Annotated in this window: 11 protein-coding genes; 9 read left to right on the top strand and 2 right to left on the bottom strand. The window is 70.3% G+C overall.

Annotated elements, in window-relative coordinates; all coding sequences use genetic code 11:
* Positions 1-173 precede the first annotated feature (173 nt).
* Both ABD810_RS05250 and ABD810_RS05245 read left to right on the top strand, forming a co-directional pair.
* Positions 174-2,027, top strand: coding sequence for a 2-oxoacid:acceptor oxidoreductase subunit alpha (locus ABD810_RS05250; protein WP_344934866.1), 1,854 nt, complete (start codon positions 174-176; stop codon positions 2,025-2,027).
* Positions 2,020-3,096 carry a 2-oxoacid:ferredoxin oxidoreductase subunit beta gene (locus tag ABD810_RS05245; protein ID WP_425566851.1) on the top strand — a complete coding sequence of 359 codons (1,077 nt, stop codon included), beginning with the start codon at positions 2,020-2,022 and terminating at the stop codon, positions 3,094-3,096. The genes ABD810_RS05250 and ABD810_RS05245 overlap by 8 nt, the downstream gene beginning before the upstream one ends.
* A gap of 154 nt (positions 3,097-3,250) precedes the next feature.
* On the opposite strand, the gene ABD810_RS05240 is transcribed toward ABD810_RS05245, so the two are convergent.
* Positions 3,251-4,939 carry a DUF4082 domain-containing protein gene (locus ABD810_RS05240; protein ID WP_344934864.1) on the bottom strand — a complete coding sequence of 563 codons (1,689 nt, stop codon included), beginning with the start codon at positions 4,937-4,939 and terminating at the stop codon, positions 3,251-3,253.
* Positions 4,940-5,273: 334 nt separating this feature from the next.
* Entirely contained in the window at positions 5,274-5,876 is a 603-nt protein-coding gene (gene rfbC, locus ABD810_RS05235; protein ID WP_344934861.1) for a dTDP-4-dehydrorhamnose 3,5-epimerase, read from the bottom strand.
* A gap of 172 nt (positions 5,877-6,048) precedes the next feature.
* On the opposite strand from rfbC, the gene ABD810_RS05230 reads away from it, so the two are divergent.
* From ABD810_RS05230 to ABD810_RS05200, 7 genes are all read left to right on the top strand, one after another.
* Entirely contained in the window at positions 6,049-6,708 is a 660-nt protein-coding gene (locus ABD810_RS05230; protein ID WP_344934859.1) for a class I SAM-dependent methyltransferase, read from the top strand.
* A 291-nt stretch (positions 6,709-6,999) separates the two neighbouring features.
* Complete coding sequence (locus tag ABD810_RS05225) at positions 7,000-11,040, top strand: DUF4082 domain-containing protein (protein WP_344934857.1); 4,041 nt, start codon at positions 7,000-7,002, stop codon at positions 11,038-11,040.
* Between the two features lie 76 nt (positions 11,041-11,116).
* Positions 11,117-12,151, top strand: coding sequence for a Gfo/Idh/MocA family protein (locus ABD810_RS05220; protein ID WP_344934855.1), 1,035 nt, complete (start codon positions 11,117-11,119; stop codon positions 12,149-12,151).
* Positions 12,148-13,122: an NAD-dependent epimerase/dehydratase family protein gene (locus ABD810_RS05215; RefSeq protein ID WP_344934853.1), complete on the top strand. Its 975-nt coding sequence runs from the start codon at positions 12,148-12,150 to the stop codon at positions 13,120-13,122. The genes ABD810_RS05220 and ABD810_RS05215 overlap by 4 nt, the downstream gene beginning before the upstream one ends.
* A complete protein-coding gene (locus ABD810_RS05210) occupies positions 13,119-14,279 on the top strand; it encodes a glycosyltransferase (RefSeq protein WP_344934852.1) in 1,161 nt (386 codons plus the stop codon). The genes ABD810_RS05215 and ABD810_RS05210 overlap by 4 nt, the downstream gene beginning before the upstream one ends.
* Positions 14,276-15,397, top strand: a complete 1,122-nt coding sequence (locus tag ABD810_RS05205) for a DegT/DnrJ/EryC1/StrS family aminotransferase (RefSeq protein WP_344934850.1) — start codon at positions 14,276-14,278, stop codon at positions 15,395-15,397. The genes ABD810_RS05210 and ABD810_RS05205 overlap by 4 nt, the downstream gene beginning before the upstream one ends.
* A 37-nt stretch (positions 15,398-15,434) precedes the next feature.
* Positions 15,435-16,652, top strand: coding sequence for a glycosyltransferase family 4 protein (locus ABD810_RS05200; protein ID WP_344934848.1), 1,218 nt, complete (start codon positions 15,435-15,437; stop codon positions 16,650-16,652).
* Positions 16,653-16,654: the final 2 nt, after the last annotated feature.

Here is a 16,654-nt window from a genome sequence, read left to right as displayed (position 1 = left end):
CCGATGCCTCGTGGACCGCGGCCTGACGAAAGATCGCTGCCGTCGCATGGACAAACGTCACATGGCCTTCGACGCGCATGCGTAAAGAAGCCCGCGCAGCCCAAGGGATCTAGCATGGAATTGAATACGTGCCACGAGCGACGGCGCCCAGGCGCGTCGAGGAGGACCGAGCTGTGACCAAGCAGGTTCAACAACTCGACCGCGTGATCATCCGCTTCGCGGGCGACTCCGGCGACGGTATGCAGCTGACCGGTGATCGTTTCACGGCGGAGACCGCGCAGTTCGGGAACGACCTTTCCACCCTGCCCAACTTCCCCGCGGAGATCCGCGCTCCCGCAGGCACGCTTCCCGGGGTGTCGAGCTTCCAGCTCCACTTCGCCGACCACGACATCCTCACCCCCGGCGACGCTCCCAACGTCCTGGTGGCGATGAACCCCGCGGCCCTGAAGGCCAACCTCGGCGACCTGCCGCGCGGGGCCGACATCATCGTCAACACCGACGAGTTCTCCAAGCGCAACCTGCAGAAGGTCGGCTACACCCAGAGCCCGGTCGACGACGGCTCGCTCGGGGAGTGGCGCGTGCACGCCGTTCCGCTCACCTCGCTGACGGTCAAGTCGCTCGAGGGCTTCGACATCTCCAAGAAGGACGCCGAGCGGGCGAAGAACATGTTCGCGCTCGGCCTGCTGTCCTGGCTCTACCACCGGCCCACCGAGGCGACGGTCAAGTTCCTCGAGGCCAAGTTCGCCAAGAAGCCCGACATCGCGAAGGCCAACGTCGCGGCCTTCCAGGCGGGGTGGAACTACGGCGAGACCACCGAGTCCTTCTCGGTGTCGTACGAGATCAAGCCCGCCAAGCTGACCCCGGGCCTCTACCGCAACATCTCCGGCAACCAGGCCCTGGCCTACGGCCTCATCGCCGCCTCGGTGCAGTCGAGGCTGCCGCTGTTCCTCGGGTCCTACCCCATCACCCCCGCCTCCGACATCCTCCACGAGCTGTCCAAGCACAAGCGGTTCGGCATCCGCACCTTCCAGGCGGAGGACGAGATCGCGGGCGTGGGCGCCGCCCTGGGCGCGGCGTTCGGCGGCGCGCTCGGCGTCACCACCACCTCGGGGCCGGGGGTCGCGCTCAAGGCGGAGACCGTCGGACTGGCCGTCACCACCGAGCTTCCGCTGCTCGTGATCGACGTCCAGCGGGCCGGGCCCTCGACGGGCATGCCGACCAAGACCGAGCAGACCGACCTGCTCATGGCGATGTTCGGCCGCAACGGCGAGTCGCCGTTGCCGATCATCGCGCCCTCGACCCCGTCCGACTGCTTCGACGCCGCGCTCGAAGCGGCGCGCATCGCCGTGAAGTACCGCACGCCGGTCATGCTGCTCTCCGACGGCTACCTCGCGAACGGCTCCGAGCCGTGGCGGCTGCCGGAGATCGACGACCTGCCCGACCTGTCGGTCGACTTCACGGTGGAGCCGAACGGCGACGACGGTGAGACCTACCTGCCCTTCAAGCGGGACCCGCAGACGCTGGCGCGGCCGTGGGCCGTTCCCGGCACTCCGGGCCTGGAGCACCGCATCGGCGGCATCGAGAAGGCCGACGGCACGGGGAACATCTCCTACGACCCCAACAACCACGACCTCATGGTCCGGCTCCGTCAGGCCAAGATCGACGGGATCACGCAGGACATCCCGCCGCTGACCATCGACGACCCGGAGGGCGACGCCCGGGTGCTCGTGCTCGGCTGGGGCTCGACGTACGGACCCATCGCGGCGGCCGTGCGACGGGTGCGCAAGGCCGGCGGGAAGGTCGCGCAGGCCCACATCCGCCACCTCAACCCGCTGCCGTCCAACACCGGCGAGGTGCTGCGCTCGTACGACAGGGTGCTTCTGCCGGAGATCAACCTCGGCCAGCTCGCGCTGCTGCTACGGGCGCGCTTCCTGGTCGACATCATCAGTTACAACCGCGTGCGCGGTCTTCCTTTCAAGGCCGAAGAGCTCGCCGGAGTGATCCAGGACGTGATCGACAGTGAGTGATATCGCGACGAACGGGCACATCACCGGCCCGATCGGAAGCGGCACGGGGCTCGCTCTCATTCCCCGCGCTACCGAGAAGCAGACACTCAAGGACTTCAAGAGCGACCAGGAGGTGCGCTGGTGCCCCGGCTGTGGTGACTACGCCATCCTCGCCGCGGTCCAGAGCTTCCTGCCCGAGCTGGGGCTCAAGCGCGAGAACATCGTGTTCGTCTCGGGCATCGGCTGCTCGTCCCGGTTCCCGTACTACCTGAACACCTACGGGTTCCACTCCATCCACGGCCGCGCCCCGGCGATCGCGACCGGCCTGGCCGCGTCCCGCCCCGACCTGTCCGTCTGGGTGATCACCGGAGACGGCGACGCGCTGTCGATCGGCGGCAACCACCTGATCCACGCCCTGCGCCGCAACGTCAACCTGAACATCCTGCTGTTCAACAACCGGATCTACGGGCTGACCAAGGGCCAGTACTCCCCGACCTCCGAGGTCGGCAAGATCACCAAGTCCACGCCGATGGGCTCGCTGGACAAGCCGTTCAACCCGATCTCGCTCGCCCTCGGCGCGGAGGCGGGCTTCGTCGCCCGCACGCTCGACTCCGACCGCAAGCACCTTCAGTCGGTGCTGCGCGAGGCCACGGCCCACCGGGGCACGAGCCTGGTCGAGATCTACCAGAACTGCAACATCTTCAACGACGGCGCGTTCGAGCCGCTCAAGGATCCCGCGCTGCGCGACGACATCACGCTGCGCCTGGAGCACGGCCTGCCGATCACCTCCGCTTCCAAGGCGGTGCGCCGCGCGGCCAACGGCGGCATCGAGGTCGTCGACCGGGCGAGCCTGTCCGAGGACGAGATCCTGGTCCACGACGCCCACCACCCCGACCCCTCGCTGGCGTTCGCGCTGTCCCGGCTCGACGAGCCCGCGTTCGACCACGTGCCGATCGGGGTCTTCCGGTCCGTCGACCGCCCGGCGTACGACACGCTGATGGCCGAGCAGCTTGCCGAGGCCGTCTCCGAGCGCGGCCCCGGACGGCTGAGCGACCTGCTGCGCGGCGGCGACACCTGGCGCGTGGGCTGATCGCCACGACCTCGCCGCCGGCCTCCTGAGGCCTGCCACAGGTCACCAGAGCACAAGGGAAGGCCCTCCACGGAGATCCGTGGAGGGCCTTCCCTTTACCGCTACCTCCGGGCCGGCGGTCGCACAGCCGCGGTACGGCCGCCGGGCGCTCGGATCAGCCGCCCTCGGGCACGACCTTTCCGTCCTCCCAGACGTTGCCCTTCCACTCGTTCCCGGGCGCGCCCTTGTCCCAGTAGGCCACCGGGCCGTTGTACCCGCCCTTGGCCCACACGTCGCGGCTGAAGACGTTGTTGACGACCTTGATGTTGGACGAGGTGCCCTTGCTGCCCGCGCCGCCGTAGAGGGTGTAGCCCCCGCCGGCCAGGAAGTTGCGCTCGACCGTCACGTTACGGACCACGCCGAAGTCCTGGAAGAGGGCGACCGCACCGGTCTGCTCCAGCGTGTTGATGACCGTGTTGCCGCGGATCACCAGCGTCGCCCCGGACGGCGGCCCGCTCGTGCACATGATCATGTCGGTGTGGTCGCCGGAGAAGTACTTGGGGTCGTGGAGGTAGGAGTCCTCCACCAGCCCCTGCTCGGTCAGGATGCCGTTGCTGATCGTGTGGATGTCGACGCGCCTGACCGTCAGGTCGCGGCCCTGGTTCAGGATGGCGAACTGGGTGCGTTCCTTGCCGTTGCCGAAGATCTCGCTGTCCTCGACGGTGAGGCCGGTGTGTCCCTGCCGCTGGATGATGCCCCAGTCACCGGGCGCCGCCGCCAGACGCGTGTTGCGGATGGTGACGTTGTCGGCCTCGACGTTGATCTCGCCGTGCACCTCCAGGCCGTCGATCTCCGTGCCGTCCTTGGTGATCGTGATCGACTTGCTCTGCTTCAGGGTCGTGCCCGAGGGCACCCCGGTGTCGGCTGCGCCGGGGAAACCACCGGTCGGCGGGGGCGTCGTCGTCCGGGTCGGGGTCGAGGAGGGCACCTTGGTCGGCTGGTTCGTCGGGTTCGGCGTCAGCGACGGCTTCGGCGAGTGACTCGCCGAAGGGCTCGACGAGGACGACCGCGTCGGGGTCGACGTCGGCGTGCTCGTGCCGGAGTTCGAGGGAGTCGCGGACGGCGACGCGGATCCGGAGGTCGTGGGCGTCGAGGTGACGCCGTCCGACGGCTGCCCGGTGAGCGTCGGCGAAGGGCTCGGGGAACCCTCGGGCTGGGACGCCGTCGGCTCGGCCGTGACGCCGCCCGTCGGTTGCGCGGACGGGCGGGGACGGCGCTCCCGGTGCCGGAAGACGACGTCCACCCAGTAGTTGACGTGCGCCCGGTGCCGCCGGAAGGGGAAGGCCCCCTTCGCGGAGGGCGCGAAGACCCCGGCCTGGGCGGTCAGCGGGCCCACGGTGACGGGGTCGGCCAGGGCTCCGGGCGCGGCGACGTATCCGCCGTGCTTGGTGTGGTAGGAGACGGTGTAGACGCGGCCGGCGACGATCGGCACCGGCTCGGAGAACAGCGCCTGCTGCCAGCCGCTGCGCGTCTCGTCGGTGAAGGTCACCTTGGCGAGCAGCTTCTTGTCGGAGTCCCACAGGCTGCCGCGGTGCGTGCCACGCTCGGAGGCGGGCTTGTAGAACCGCACGCCCGCCACCTCGCCGTTACGGCTGGCCTTGAAGCGCGTGCCGAGCTCCAGGGGCGTGTTCTCGGACCGCGCCTTGCCCTTCACGGCCTTCTGTGACTTCCACAGGCTGGACTCCAGCGTCACGTCGGCCGAGACGGGCGCGGCGTTCGCCGTCGGGGCGGGAGCGGGCTCCCGGTTGATGACCACCACCGTGACGGTCGCCCCCAGCACCGCGGCGGCGGCCAGCAACGACACCCGTCCCACCATGGGGAACCCGGGCGACCCAGCGGATCGAGATCTCGCGGAAGAGGAACGACGCCGTTCGCGCCGCCCGTCCGCATGCCGGGAACTGCTCACTGGCACAAGCCTCCACCTCCGGCACTCGTGGCGCCGGACTCCGATCATGTTTCAGTGCGAGGCTATTGTTGCGGTTGGGAAACGATGAGACAACCGGATCGCTGGTTTTATCCGGTTAATGGGCCTAATTCAGTATGGAGACCGTGATTTCGGCACCGGAATTGGCGGATCCATCACGGCCAAAACCCGCGGTCACAGCGTCGTCACAGCGGGTACGGCCGGCGGGTCTCCGTCACAGGCCCGTTCCACGCATCTTGGCGTAGAAGGCGACGCACTCGTCGTACACCGGCAGCATGCCCTTCTCCCGCGCTTCCGCCAGCGTCGGCGCCGCGGCGTCCTTCCGGGAAAGCCGAGGCTCCAGGTCGGCGGGCCAGGCGATGGCCAGGTCAGGGTCCAGCGGGTGCACCCCGTGCTCCCGGCCGGGAGCGTAGGACTCGGAGCACATGTAGACCACGGTGGCCCGGTCGGACAGCGCCATGAAGGCGTGACCCAGCCCTTCGCCCACGTAGAGACCCTGTCCCAAGCGGTCGTCCATCTCGACGGCCTGCCATTGGCCGAAGGTCGGGGACCCCACCCTGATGTCCACGACGACGTCGAGCACGGCGCCGCTGACGCAGGTGACGTACTTGGCCTGGCCCGGTGGCACATCCGCGAAGTGCACACCGCGCAGGACGCCGCGCCGCGAGACCGAGCAGTTGGCCTGGGCGAGGTTCAGACGGTGACCGATGACCTCGGACAGCCGGTCGCCGCGGAACCATTCCCGGAACGTTCCCCTCTCGTCCTCATGGACGGATGGGGTGTACAAGTAGGCGTCTTCGATACTCAGTTGCTCCACGACGCCAAGGGTCGCATCTCTCATCTCAGTGCGCTATCGAATGGTGCCGGAGCGCACTTCGGCCTGAGGCCGTCTGCGATAGTTGGGCGGTCTCGTTGGAACGTGCCGAACTCGGCAGATCAATGGTCACCCGCTGCTGTGCCCCCCACGAACTCCCCGCCAAGGAGAGACCATGAGCCGTCTGAACGCTCTTCGGAGCCGCTTCGTCGACGCCCCCGACTCGCTCGGCGCCAAGGCCCGCGCCCGTCGCTGGAACTGGTTCGCGCAGAGCTTTCCCGATCTGGAGAGCATGTCGGTGATCGACCTCGGCGGCACGGCCGGCGCCTGGCTCCGCGCGCCCGTACAGCCCGCGCACGTGCAGATCGTGAACCTGGAAACGCCCCCGGCCGACCTGCCGGAGTGGCTGCGGGCCGATGTGGCGGACGCCTGCGACCTGCCGTCGAAAATCCTCGACACCAAGTATGACCTGGTGTTCTCCAACGCCGTCATCGAGCACGTGGGCGGGCACCTGCGAAGGCGGCTGTTCGCCGACTCCGTCCACCGGCTGGCCGAACGCCACTGGGTGCAGACGCCCTACCGCTACTTCCCCGTGGAGCCGCACTTCCTGTTCCCCGGCTTCCAGTACCTCCCCATCGCCGCACGTACATCGCTTCTGCGCCGCTGGCCGCTGGTGCACACCCCGACCTCCGACCGGGAGGCGGCCCGCAACATCGTCATGGAAGTGGAGCTGCTCAGCATTACCGAGATGAGGCACTACTTCCCCTCTTCTGAAATACGTTTCGAGCGGCTCGCGGGTCTGGTGAAATCCGTCCTCGCCATCAAGGGCGAATAGCGCGTGAGGCGCCGGGATCCGGCGCCGTCCCCCATTTTCGATTTATCGCGATATCAGTGGATACGACCAGAGAATCCCTTCAAGTGACGCAGAGCGATGACTCGGCTTGGTTCAGTGACAATCGGCGTCTTCCATACCACGACCTCGGTCTTTACAGGTGTGACCACGGAGACGCGAGTTGGCGCAGTCACGTAAACCGAGCTCATCCTCCGGGCGTCGATTCGTCGGGACCACGCTCCGCAGCGTGAGCACCACCGGGGTACTCGACCCTCCGAATCACGTGGGAGCACCATGAAACCGCGCAGTGCCGGGCGCCGACGCAGATCGGCAATCGCAGCAGCAGCGTTAACGTTCGCCGCACTTCTCATCGCCCCCGCCGCGCCCGCGCAGGCGATGGGCCCCTGCGACGCCGGCGGCAACAAGATCACCTGCGAGAACCAGAACACGGGCAACGACCGGACCGAGTGGGAGACCAATCCGCACGGCACCGTCGAGGGCTACGGCGACAAGATGAGCGTCAACCTCGGCCAGACGGTGAACTTCAAGGTGCGGTCGGCGGCCCTGACGCTGCAGGTCGACATCTACCGGATGGGCTACTACCAGGGGAAGGGCGCCCGCAAGATCATCACGGTGCCGGCCACGACCTCGGTGTCCCGCAACCAGCCGAGCTGCCCGGAGAACACCACCACCGGCGAGGTCGCCTGCAACTGGGGCACCGTGGCGAGCTGGACCGTTCCCGCCACGGCCGTCTCGGGCATCTACTTCGCCCACGTGATCCGTACCGACACCAACGACGACACGCACATCGTCTTCGTCGTCCGTGACGACGCGAGCACCTCCGACCTGCTCTTCAGGACCTCCGACAGCACCTGGCAGGCCTACAACTCCTGGGGCGACATCCCCGCCACGGAGGAGAACCCCACCAAGGCGCTGAACAGCCTCTACCGCGGCGACAGCGTCGTGGCGCCCGGCCGGGCCGTCAAGGTCAGCTACAACCGGCCGTTCAACACCCGCGAGTCCACCCCGTGGGGCCGTGACTTCGTCTTCGCCAACGAGTACCCGATGGTGCGCTGGCTGGAGGCCAACGGCTACGACGTGTCCTACATGTCGTCCCTGGACGCGGCACGAGCGCCGGCCACCCTCCTCGACCACAAGTCGTTGCTGTCGGTCGGCCACGACGAATACTGGTCGGCCGAGGAGCGCACCGCCTTCGAGAACGCCAGGGACAGCGGCGTGAACCTCGCGTTCTTCAGCGGCAACGAGGTCTACTGGAAGACCCGCTGGGAGAACAACTACCGCACGCTGGTCTCCTACAAGGAGACCCACGCGAACGCCAAGATCGACCCGACCCCCGGCGTGTGGACGGGCACCTGGCGCGACACGCGGTTCAGCCCGCCGGCGGACGGCGGCAAGCCCGAGAACGCCCTCACCGGCACCCTGTTCACCGTCAACTGCACCACCTCCGACAACGGCTGCGCGGCGATCCCGCTGACCGTGCCGGCCTCCGACGGCAAGATGCGCTTCTGGCGCGGCACGCCCGTCGCCGGCCAGTTCTCCGGGTCGATCAGCATCCCCGGCGTCGTCGGCTACGAGTGGGACGAGGACATCGACAACGGCTTCCGGCCCAAGGGCCTGGTCCCGATGTCGAGCACGACGGCCACGGCCGAGCAGGTGCTCATCGACTACGGCACCCAGGTGGTCGAGAAGAGCGCCACCCACCGCCTGACCCTCTACCGCGCGGCGAGCGGGGCCCTGGTCTTCGGCGCGGGCACGGTTCAGTGGTCGTGGGGTCTCGACGGTGAGCACGACAGCTACAGCGCGACCGACTTCTCCGACGACCGCATCAAGCAGGCGACGGTCAACCTGTTCGCCGACATGGGCGTTCAGCCCAAGTCGCTCACCGCGGGGCTGAACACGGCCGCCAAGTCGACCGACGTCACGGCGCCCACCGCGACGATCGGCGCTCCCGCCGTGAACGCCGCGGTGAACAACGGCTCGACCGTCACCGTCAGCGGCACCGCCGCCGACACCGGCGGGCAGGTCGGCGGTGTGGAGGTCTCCACCGACGGCGGGACCACCTGGCACCCCGCCACCGGCCGCGTCAACTGGACCTACTCCTGGAAGGTCACCGGAGTGGGCGCGACGACCCTCAAGGTCCGCGCGGCCGACGACAGCGGCAACGTCGGCGCCGAGGTGTCGAGGAACGTCACCGTCGAGTGCCCCTGCAGTCTGTTCACCTCCTCGGCCGTCCCCGCCAACCCGTCGGAGAACGACGGCAGCGCGCTGGAGCTCGGCGTGCGGTTCAAGCCGTCCGTCAACGGCTACCTGACCGGCGTCAAGTTCTACAAGGGCACCGGCAACACCGGCACGCACACCGGCACCCTGTGGGCGAGCGACGGCACGCCCCTGGCCACCGGGACCTTCGTCGGGGAGACGGCCGGCGGCTGGCAGAAGCTCACCTTCCCCTCGCCGGTCCCGGTCTCGGCCAACACCGAGTACGTCGCCTCGTACTACGCGCCGAACGGCCACTACGCCGCCGACGCGAACTACTTCCGCTACCAGCCCATGGTGAACGCGCCGCTCACCGCGCCGATGGCGACGCAGACGGCGGGCAACGGCGTCTACCGCTCGGGCGCGGGCTTCCCCCAGCAGACCTACAACGGCGGCAACTACTACGTCGACGTCGTCTTCACCGTCAACGACATCTACCCGCCGGCGGCCACCTCGGCCACCCCGGTGCCCGGCTCCTCCAGCGTGCCGACCACGGTCCAGCCGAAGGTCACCTTCGGCGAGCCCATCCAGGCCGGTACCGCGGCGTTCACGCTCAAGGACTCCACGCAGGCGAGCGTGGCCGGCACGCTGTCCCTGGACGCCTCGCGCAAGACGCTCACCTTCGTGCCCGCCGCGCCGCTGGCGCCGGGTGAGCCGTTCACGGTCTCGGTCTCCGGCGCCATGGACGACGCGGGCAACACGATGGCCCAGCCGTACACCTTCTCCTTCACCACGGCGAAGGCCTGGGCGGCCGGGGTCTGCCCGTGCAGCGTGTGGCCCGACGTCACCGTCCCCGATGTGCCGAGTGTCAACGACGCAGGCTCGCTGGAGCTCGGCGTGAAGTTCCAGGCCACCACGGACGGCTTCATCGAGGGCGTCCGGTTCTACAAGGGGGCCGGCAACACCGGCACCCACACCGGCACCCTGTGGAACGCGGCGGGCCAGGAACTGGCCACGGCGACGTTCACCGACGAGTCGACGCAAGGCTGGCAGGAGGTGTACTTCAACACCCCGGTGCCGGTGACGGCGAACACCACGTACGTCGCCTCGTACCACGCGCCCAACGGCCACTACGCGGGCACCTCCAACGGGCTGGCCTCGGCCGTGACGGCGACTCCGCTGCGCACGCTCGCGAGCGCGACCAGCGGCGGCAACGGCGTCTACAAGTACGGCCCGCGGTCCTTCCCGACGGACTCGTGGTCGGCCACCAACTACTGGGTGGACGTCGTGTTCAGCAAGCTGGCCGACACGACGGCGCCCTACCTCACGCTGAGGTCGCCCGACCACGGCGGCACCGGCGTGGCCACCGGGACCGCGGTGACCGCGACGTTCAGCGAGCCCATCCAGGAGAGCACCGCCACGCTCACGGTGAAGAACGCCGCGAACCAGACGGTGGCGGGCACCCGGACGCTCAACGAGGCACGCACGCTGCTCACCTTCACCCCCAACGATCCGCTGGCCCAGAGCACCACGTACACGGTCACGGTGAGCGGCGCCCAGGACGACGCCGGCAACGCCATGACCACGACCTCGTGGTCCTTCACCACCGGCGGCACGACGAGCTGCCCGTGCTCCATCTGGGCGAGCAACGCCACCCCGGCCAACCCGTCCAACAACGACCCCGACGCGGTCGAGGTGGGCGTCAAGTTCACCGCCGAGATGGACGGCGTGGTCAACGGGGTGCGGTTCTACAAGGGGGCGGGCAACACCGGCACCCACGTGGGCAACCTGTGGAGCTCCACCGGCACCCCGCTGGCGACCGGCACCTTCGTCAACGAGACGGCCTCCGGCTGGCAGACGCTGATGTTCACCACACCCGTCAACGTCATCGCCGGCCAGGTGTACGTGGCCTCCTACCTCGCGCCCAACGGGCACTACGCGGGCGACGGCGGTTACTTCAACTCCGGGCAGTACGACAACTCGCCGCTGCACGCGCTGGTCAACAACGGCCCGGCGGGCGGCAACGGCGTCTACCGGTATGGGACGTCCTCGGGCTTCCCGACCGCCAGCTTCAACGGCGCCAACTACTGGGTGGACGTGCTGTTCACTCCGACGAGCTAGTCCCTTCATCCGCATGCGGTTCGATCGCCTGGGCGACAGGCGATCGAACCGCCCCGACAGACGAGAGGAGATCCGCGTGACGATCGGCCTTGCCGTGATCGGTGCGGGCTACTGGGGCCCGAACCTGGTGCGGAACGCCATGGCCACCCCGGAGCTGCGCCTGGAGTGGCTGTGCGATCTCGACGAGGACCGGGCCGAGGCGGTGCTCGGCCGCTACACCACGGTCAGGCCGACCTCCTCGGTCGAGCAGGTGCTCCAGGACCCGGCGGTGGACGCCGTGGCCATCGCCACCCCGGCCCGGACCCACTTCGACCTGGTCCGCGCCGCCCTGGACGCCGGCAAGCACGTGCTGGTCGAGAAGCCGCTGACCCCCACCTACGACGAGGGCGCCAAGCTGGTCGCCCTCGCCGAGGAGCGGGGACGGGTGCTCATGCTCGACCACACCTTCTGCTACACGCCGGTCGTCCGCCGGATCCGCGACCTCATCGCCTCCGGAGAGCTCGGCGACGTGCAGTTCGTCGACTCGGTCCGCATCAATCTGGGCCTGGTCCAGCAGGACGTGGACGTGCTGTGGGACCTCGCGCCGCACGACCTGTCCATCCTGGACTTCGTGCTGCCGGAGGGCGTCACGCCGATCGCGGTGGCGGCCCACACCTCCGACCCGATCGGGGCGGGGCGGCCGTGCCTGGCGTACCTGACCCTGTGGCTCTCCTCGGGCGCCATCGCGCACATCCATGTCAACTGGCTGAGCCCGACCAAGATCCGTACAACCGTGATCGGCGGCTCGCGCCGCACGATCGTGTGGGACGACGTCAACCCCGCCCAGCGCCTCGCGGTGTACGACCGGGGGGTCGACCTCTCGGCGGCCGGGGAGGACGAGCGCAGGGCGGCCCTCATCTCCTATCGGACCGGTGACGTCGTCGTACCCGCACTGCCCGAGCGAGAGGCCCTGCGGGGCGTGATGGGGGAGTTCGCGGCGGCCATCCAGGAGGGCCGGGCCCCGCTCACCGACGGGCGGTCCGGGCTCCGCGTGCTCGCTCTTCTGGAAGCCGCGGGACAGAGCATCCAAAATGACGGCAGAAGAATCGAACTGGGGGGAACCGCTCGATGATCGAGAACAGCCGCTGCCTGGTGACCGGGGGCGCGGGCACGATCGGCTCCACCATCGTGGACCAGCTTCTCGCGGCGGGCGCCGGCGAGGTGGTCGTGCTCGACAACTTCGTCCGTGGCCGCCGGGCCAACCTCGCCGCCGCCGAGGCGGTGGCCGGGAGCACCGGCCGCCTGCGCGTGGTCGAGGGCGACATCCGCGACACCGCGCTCGTGCGCTCGCTGACCCAGGGCATGGACCTGGTGTTCCACCTGGCCGCGATCCGCATCACGCAGTGCGCCGAGGAGCCGCGCCTCGCCCTGGAGGTGCTGGTCGACGGCACCTACGAGGTCGTCGAGGCCGCGGCCGACGCCGGGGTCCGCAAGGTGATCGCCTCCTCGTCGGCCTCCGTGTACGGCCTGGCCACCGAGTTCCCCACCCGCGAAGACCACCACCCCTACGCCAACGACACCCTGTACGGCGCGGCCAAGACCTTCAATGAAGGGCTGCTGCGCAGCTTCCACGCCATGCGCGGGCTCGACTACGTCGCCCTGCGCTACTTCAACGTCTACGGCCCCCGCATGGACGTCCACGGCCTCTACACCGAGGTGCTGATCCGCTGGATGGACCGCATCGAGGCCGGCCGGCCGCCGCTGATCCTGGGCGACGGGCTGCAGACCATGGACTTCGTCTACACCGAGGACATCGCCCGCGCCAACCTGCTTGCGGCGGCGAGCGACGCGACCGACCAGGTCTTCAACATCGCGAGCTCCACCGAGACCAGCTTGCGCGGGCTGGCGGAGACCCTGATGTCGGTCATGGACGCGACCGAGCTCGGCCTGGAGTTCGGCCCGGCCCGCGCGGTCAACGGCGTGACCCGCCGCCTGGCCGACGTCGGCGCGGCGGCCGAGCGGCTCGGCTGGAAGGCCGAGGTCGGCCTCGAGGAGGGCCTGCGTCGCCTCGTCGCCTGGTGGCGCGCCGAGAAGACCCGGTGAAAGATCTGCTCGTATACGGCGGAGGCACGCGCTACGACGGGGTGAGCGGTACGGACCGGCACATGGCCGACCGGCTGAGCGCGTTCGTCGACGTCCTCTACGTCGACCCGCCGCGCCCCATCCGTTCCGGGTGGCGCGACCCGCGGACCGGGGAGGCCGGGCACCTCCTGCGCCGGGTCCGGCCGGGCCTGTGGCGGCTGAGCCCGGTCGCCCCGCCCGCCGCGTACCGGCCCGGCGTGGACCGCGTCACCGCGGTGCTCGCCCGCCAGGCCGTACGGGCCGCCGCGCGCAAGGCCGGGGCCACGATCGCGGCCGTCGTCGTGGCCGGGACCACCGACCTTTTGGAGGTGGCGCGGGGCGCCCGCACGCTCAGGTACGTCACCGACGACCTCGTGGCGGGCGCCTCGCTGATCCGGATGTCGCCCTCCCGGCTGGCCAAGGCCGAGGCCCGCATGACCGCACGGGCGGGCGCGGTCGCCGTCGTCTCCCCCGATCTGGTCGAGCGCGTCGCGCGGCTCGGGCGCACCGCGACGCTCGTGCCCAACGGCTGCGACGTGTCCACATACGACGCGATCGACGACGCTCCCCTGCCCGCCGACCTCCCGCCGGAGCTGGCGCGGACGCCGGTCGCCGGGTTCGTGGGGCACGTCAACGCCCGCATCGACATCGCCCTGCTGGAGGCCGTGGCCGCCACGGGGGCGCCGCTGGTGCTCGTCGGGCCCCGCTCCGGCGACTACGAGCCCGAGCGGTGGCCGCGGCTCGTGGGCCGGCCGAACGTGCACTGGGTGGGCCCCAAGCCGTACGAGGAGCTGCCGTCGTACCTGCGTCTCATGGACGTCGGCCTGACGCCCTACGCCGACAGCGCCTTCAACCGGGCGAGCTTCCCGCTGAAGACGCTCGAGTACCTCGCGGCCGGGCGCGGGGTGGTCTCCACCGACCTCCCCGCCACCGCATGGCTGGACGCCGGGTCGCTGATCCCCGTCGCGCGGACCCCGGCGGAGTTCGCCACCGCCGTGACCGAAGAGCTGCGCACCACCAGGACCGACGCGCTCGCCGGGCGGCGGCGGGCCTTCGCGGCAGGGCACGACTGGAACCAAAGGGTCCGCCGGCTGGCGGACCTTCTCGACGTGGACACCAAGGAGGTGGCCGGGCGATGATCCCGGTGATGCGGCCGTGGTTCGGCCCGGAGGAAGAAGCCGCCGTGGGCGAGGTCATCGCCTCCGGCTGGGTCGCGCAGGGGCCGAGGGTGGCCGAGTTCGAGCGCGCGTTCGCGCAGAGCGTCCAGGCCGGCCACGGCGTGGCCGCCTCCTCCTGCACGACCGCGCTGCACCTCGCCCTGGTGCTCGCGGGGGTCGGCCCCGGCGACGAGGTCGTGGTGCCGTCGCTGTCGTTCATCGCGACCGCGAACGTGGTGCGGTACACCGGCGCCACGCCGGTGTTCGCCGACATCGACCCGTCGACGGGGAACCTCACCGCCAAGACCGTCGACGCCGCCCGCACGCCCCGCACCCGCGCGGTGATCGTCGTCCACCAGGCGGGCGTGCCCGCGGACGTCGAGGAGATCCGCGCCGCCCACCCCGGTCTGACGCTCGTCGAGGACGCCGCCTGCGCCGCCGGGTCGATCTACCGCGACCGGCCCGTGGGCGCGGGCTCGGCGGTCTCCGCCTGGTCCTTCCACCCCCGCAAGCTGCTCACCACCGGCGAGGGCGGGATGCTCACCACCGACGACCCGGAGTGGACGGCCCGGGCACGGCGGCTGCGCGAGCACGGCATGAGCGTGAGCGCCGCGGAACGGCACGCCACCGGGTCGACCGCGCCAGAGGAGTACACCGAGGTCGGGTTCAACTACCGCATGACCGACCTGCAGGCGGCCGTGGGCCTCGTACAGCTCCGCAGGCTCCCCGAGCTGATCGCCCGGCGCCGTGCGCTGGCGGCGCGCTACCAGGAGCTGCTGGCCGGCATCCCGGGGCTCACCACGGTGCGCGACCCCGAGTACGGAAGGTCGAACTTCCAGTCGTTCTGGATCGCGCTGCCCGGCGACTTCCCCATGGACCGCAACCGGCTGCTGGGCTTCCTGGCCGAGCGGGGCGTCTCCGCCCGCCGTGGCATCATGGCCGCCCACATGGAGCCGGCCTACGCGGACGTGCCCGCCGCCGAGCTTCCCGCCACCGAATGGCTGACCGGCAACTCGCTGATCCTTCCGCTCTTCCACGCCATGACCGAGGCCGAGCAGGACCAGGTCGTCGAGGCCGTGCACGCCGCCGCGGGAGCCTGACCGTGCGTGTTCCGGTGTACCCCCATGCCATGGAGAGATGACCGTGCGCATCCTGGTGTATCCCCACGCCATGGAGATCGGCGGCAGCCAGCTCAACGCCGTCGAGCTCGCCGCCGCCGTCCAGCGGCTGGGCCACGAGGTCAGCGTGATCGGCGAGCCCGGCCCGCTGGCCGGGTACCTCACCGACGCGGGCCTGGAGCACCTGCCGCTGAGCCCCGGCCGGCGCAGGCCGTCCGCCGCCACGGTACGGCTGCTGCGCGACCTGGCCGTCCGGCGTGGCCTGGACGTGGTCCACGGGTACGAGTGGCCGCCGGGCGTGGAGGCGTTCTACGCGAGCCTGCGAGGGCCCGCCGCGGCCGTCTGCACGGTCATGTCGATGGCCGTGGCGCCCTTCCTGCCGCCGTCGCTTCCCCTGGTCGTCGGCACCCGGGAGATCCAGGACCAGGCCGCTCCCGGGCGGCGTCACGTCCATCTCATCGAACCGCCGGTCGACGTGGTCGCCAACGCACCCGGGCACGCGGCCGGCGACTTCCGCCGGGACTTCGACCTGCCCGAAGGGCCGCTGGATCTCGTCGTCGTCGGGCGCCTTGTGTCCGAGCTCAAGCTGGAGGGCGTGCTCACCGCGATCGACGTCGTCGGCCGCCTGGCGAGCGAGCTGGACGTACGGCTCATCGTGGTCGGCGACGGCCCGGCCCGCGCCGAGGTGGAGCAGCGTGCCGCCGCCGCCAACGCCGCCGCCGGGCGGCGCGCGGTCGTGGTGACGGGACAGCTCCTCGACCCGAGGCCCGCCTACGCCGCGGCCACCGTCTGCCTCGGCATGGGCGGCTCGGCGCTCCGGTCGCTGGCCTTCGCCAAGCCCCTCATCGTGCAGGGCGAGCACGGTTTCTTCGAGCTGCTGACCCCCGACAGCGAGAAGACCTTCCTGAGCCAGGGCTGGTACGGCCTCGGCGCCGGCCGGGAGGAGGGTGCCCCGCGCCTGGAGACCCTGCTGCGCAGGCTGTACGCCGGCCCCGGTCTGCGGCGCGAGCTGGGCGAGTACGGCAGGCGGCTCGTCGTGGAGCGCTTCAGCCTGGAGCGCGCGGCCCGGGTGCAGGTGGAGATCTACGAACGGGCCGTCACCGAGCGACCGGCCACCCTGGACGCCCTCGGGACCGCGGCGGGCGTGCTGAACTACAAGCTGCGCCGCCGCTACGACCGCCTGCGCGGCACCCACGCCCGCGACGACTTCAACGCCGTCGCGCGGGGGCGCGGATGAGC

This window comes from Sphaerisporangium flaviroseum, from assembly GCF_039537005.1.
Classification (GTDB): Bacteria; Actinomycetota; Actinomycetes; order Streptosporangiales; family Streptosporangiaceae; genus Sphaerisporangium; species Sphaerisporangium flaviroseum.
This window is presented reverse-complemented; position numbering and strand designations above follow the sequence as displayed.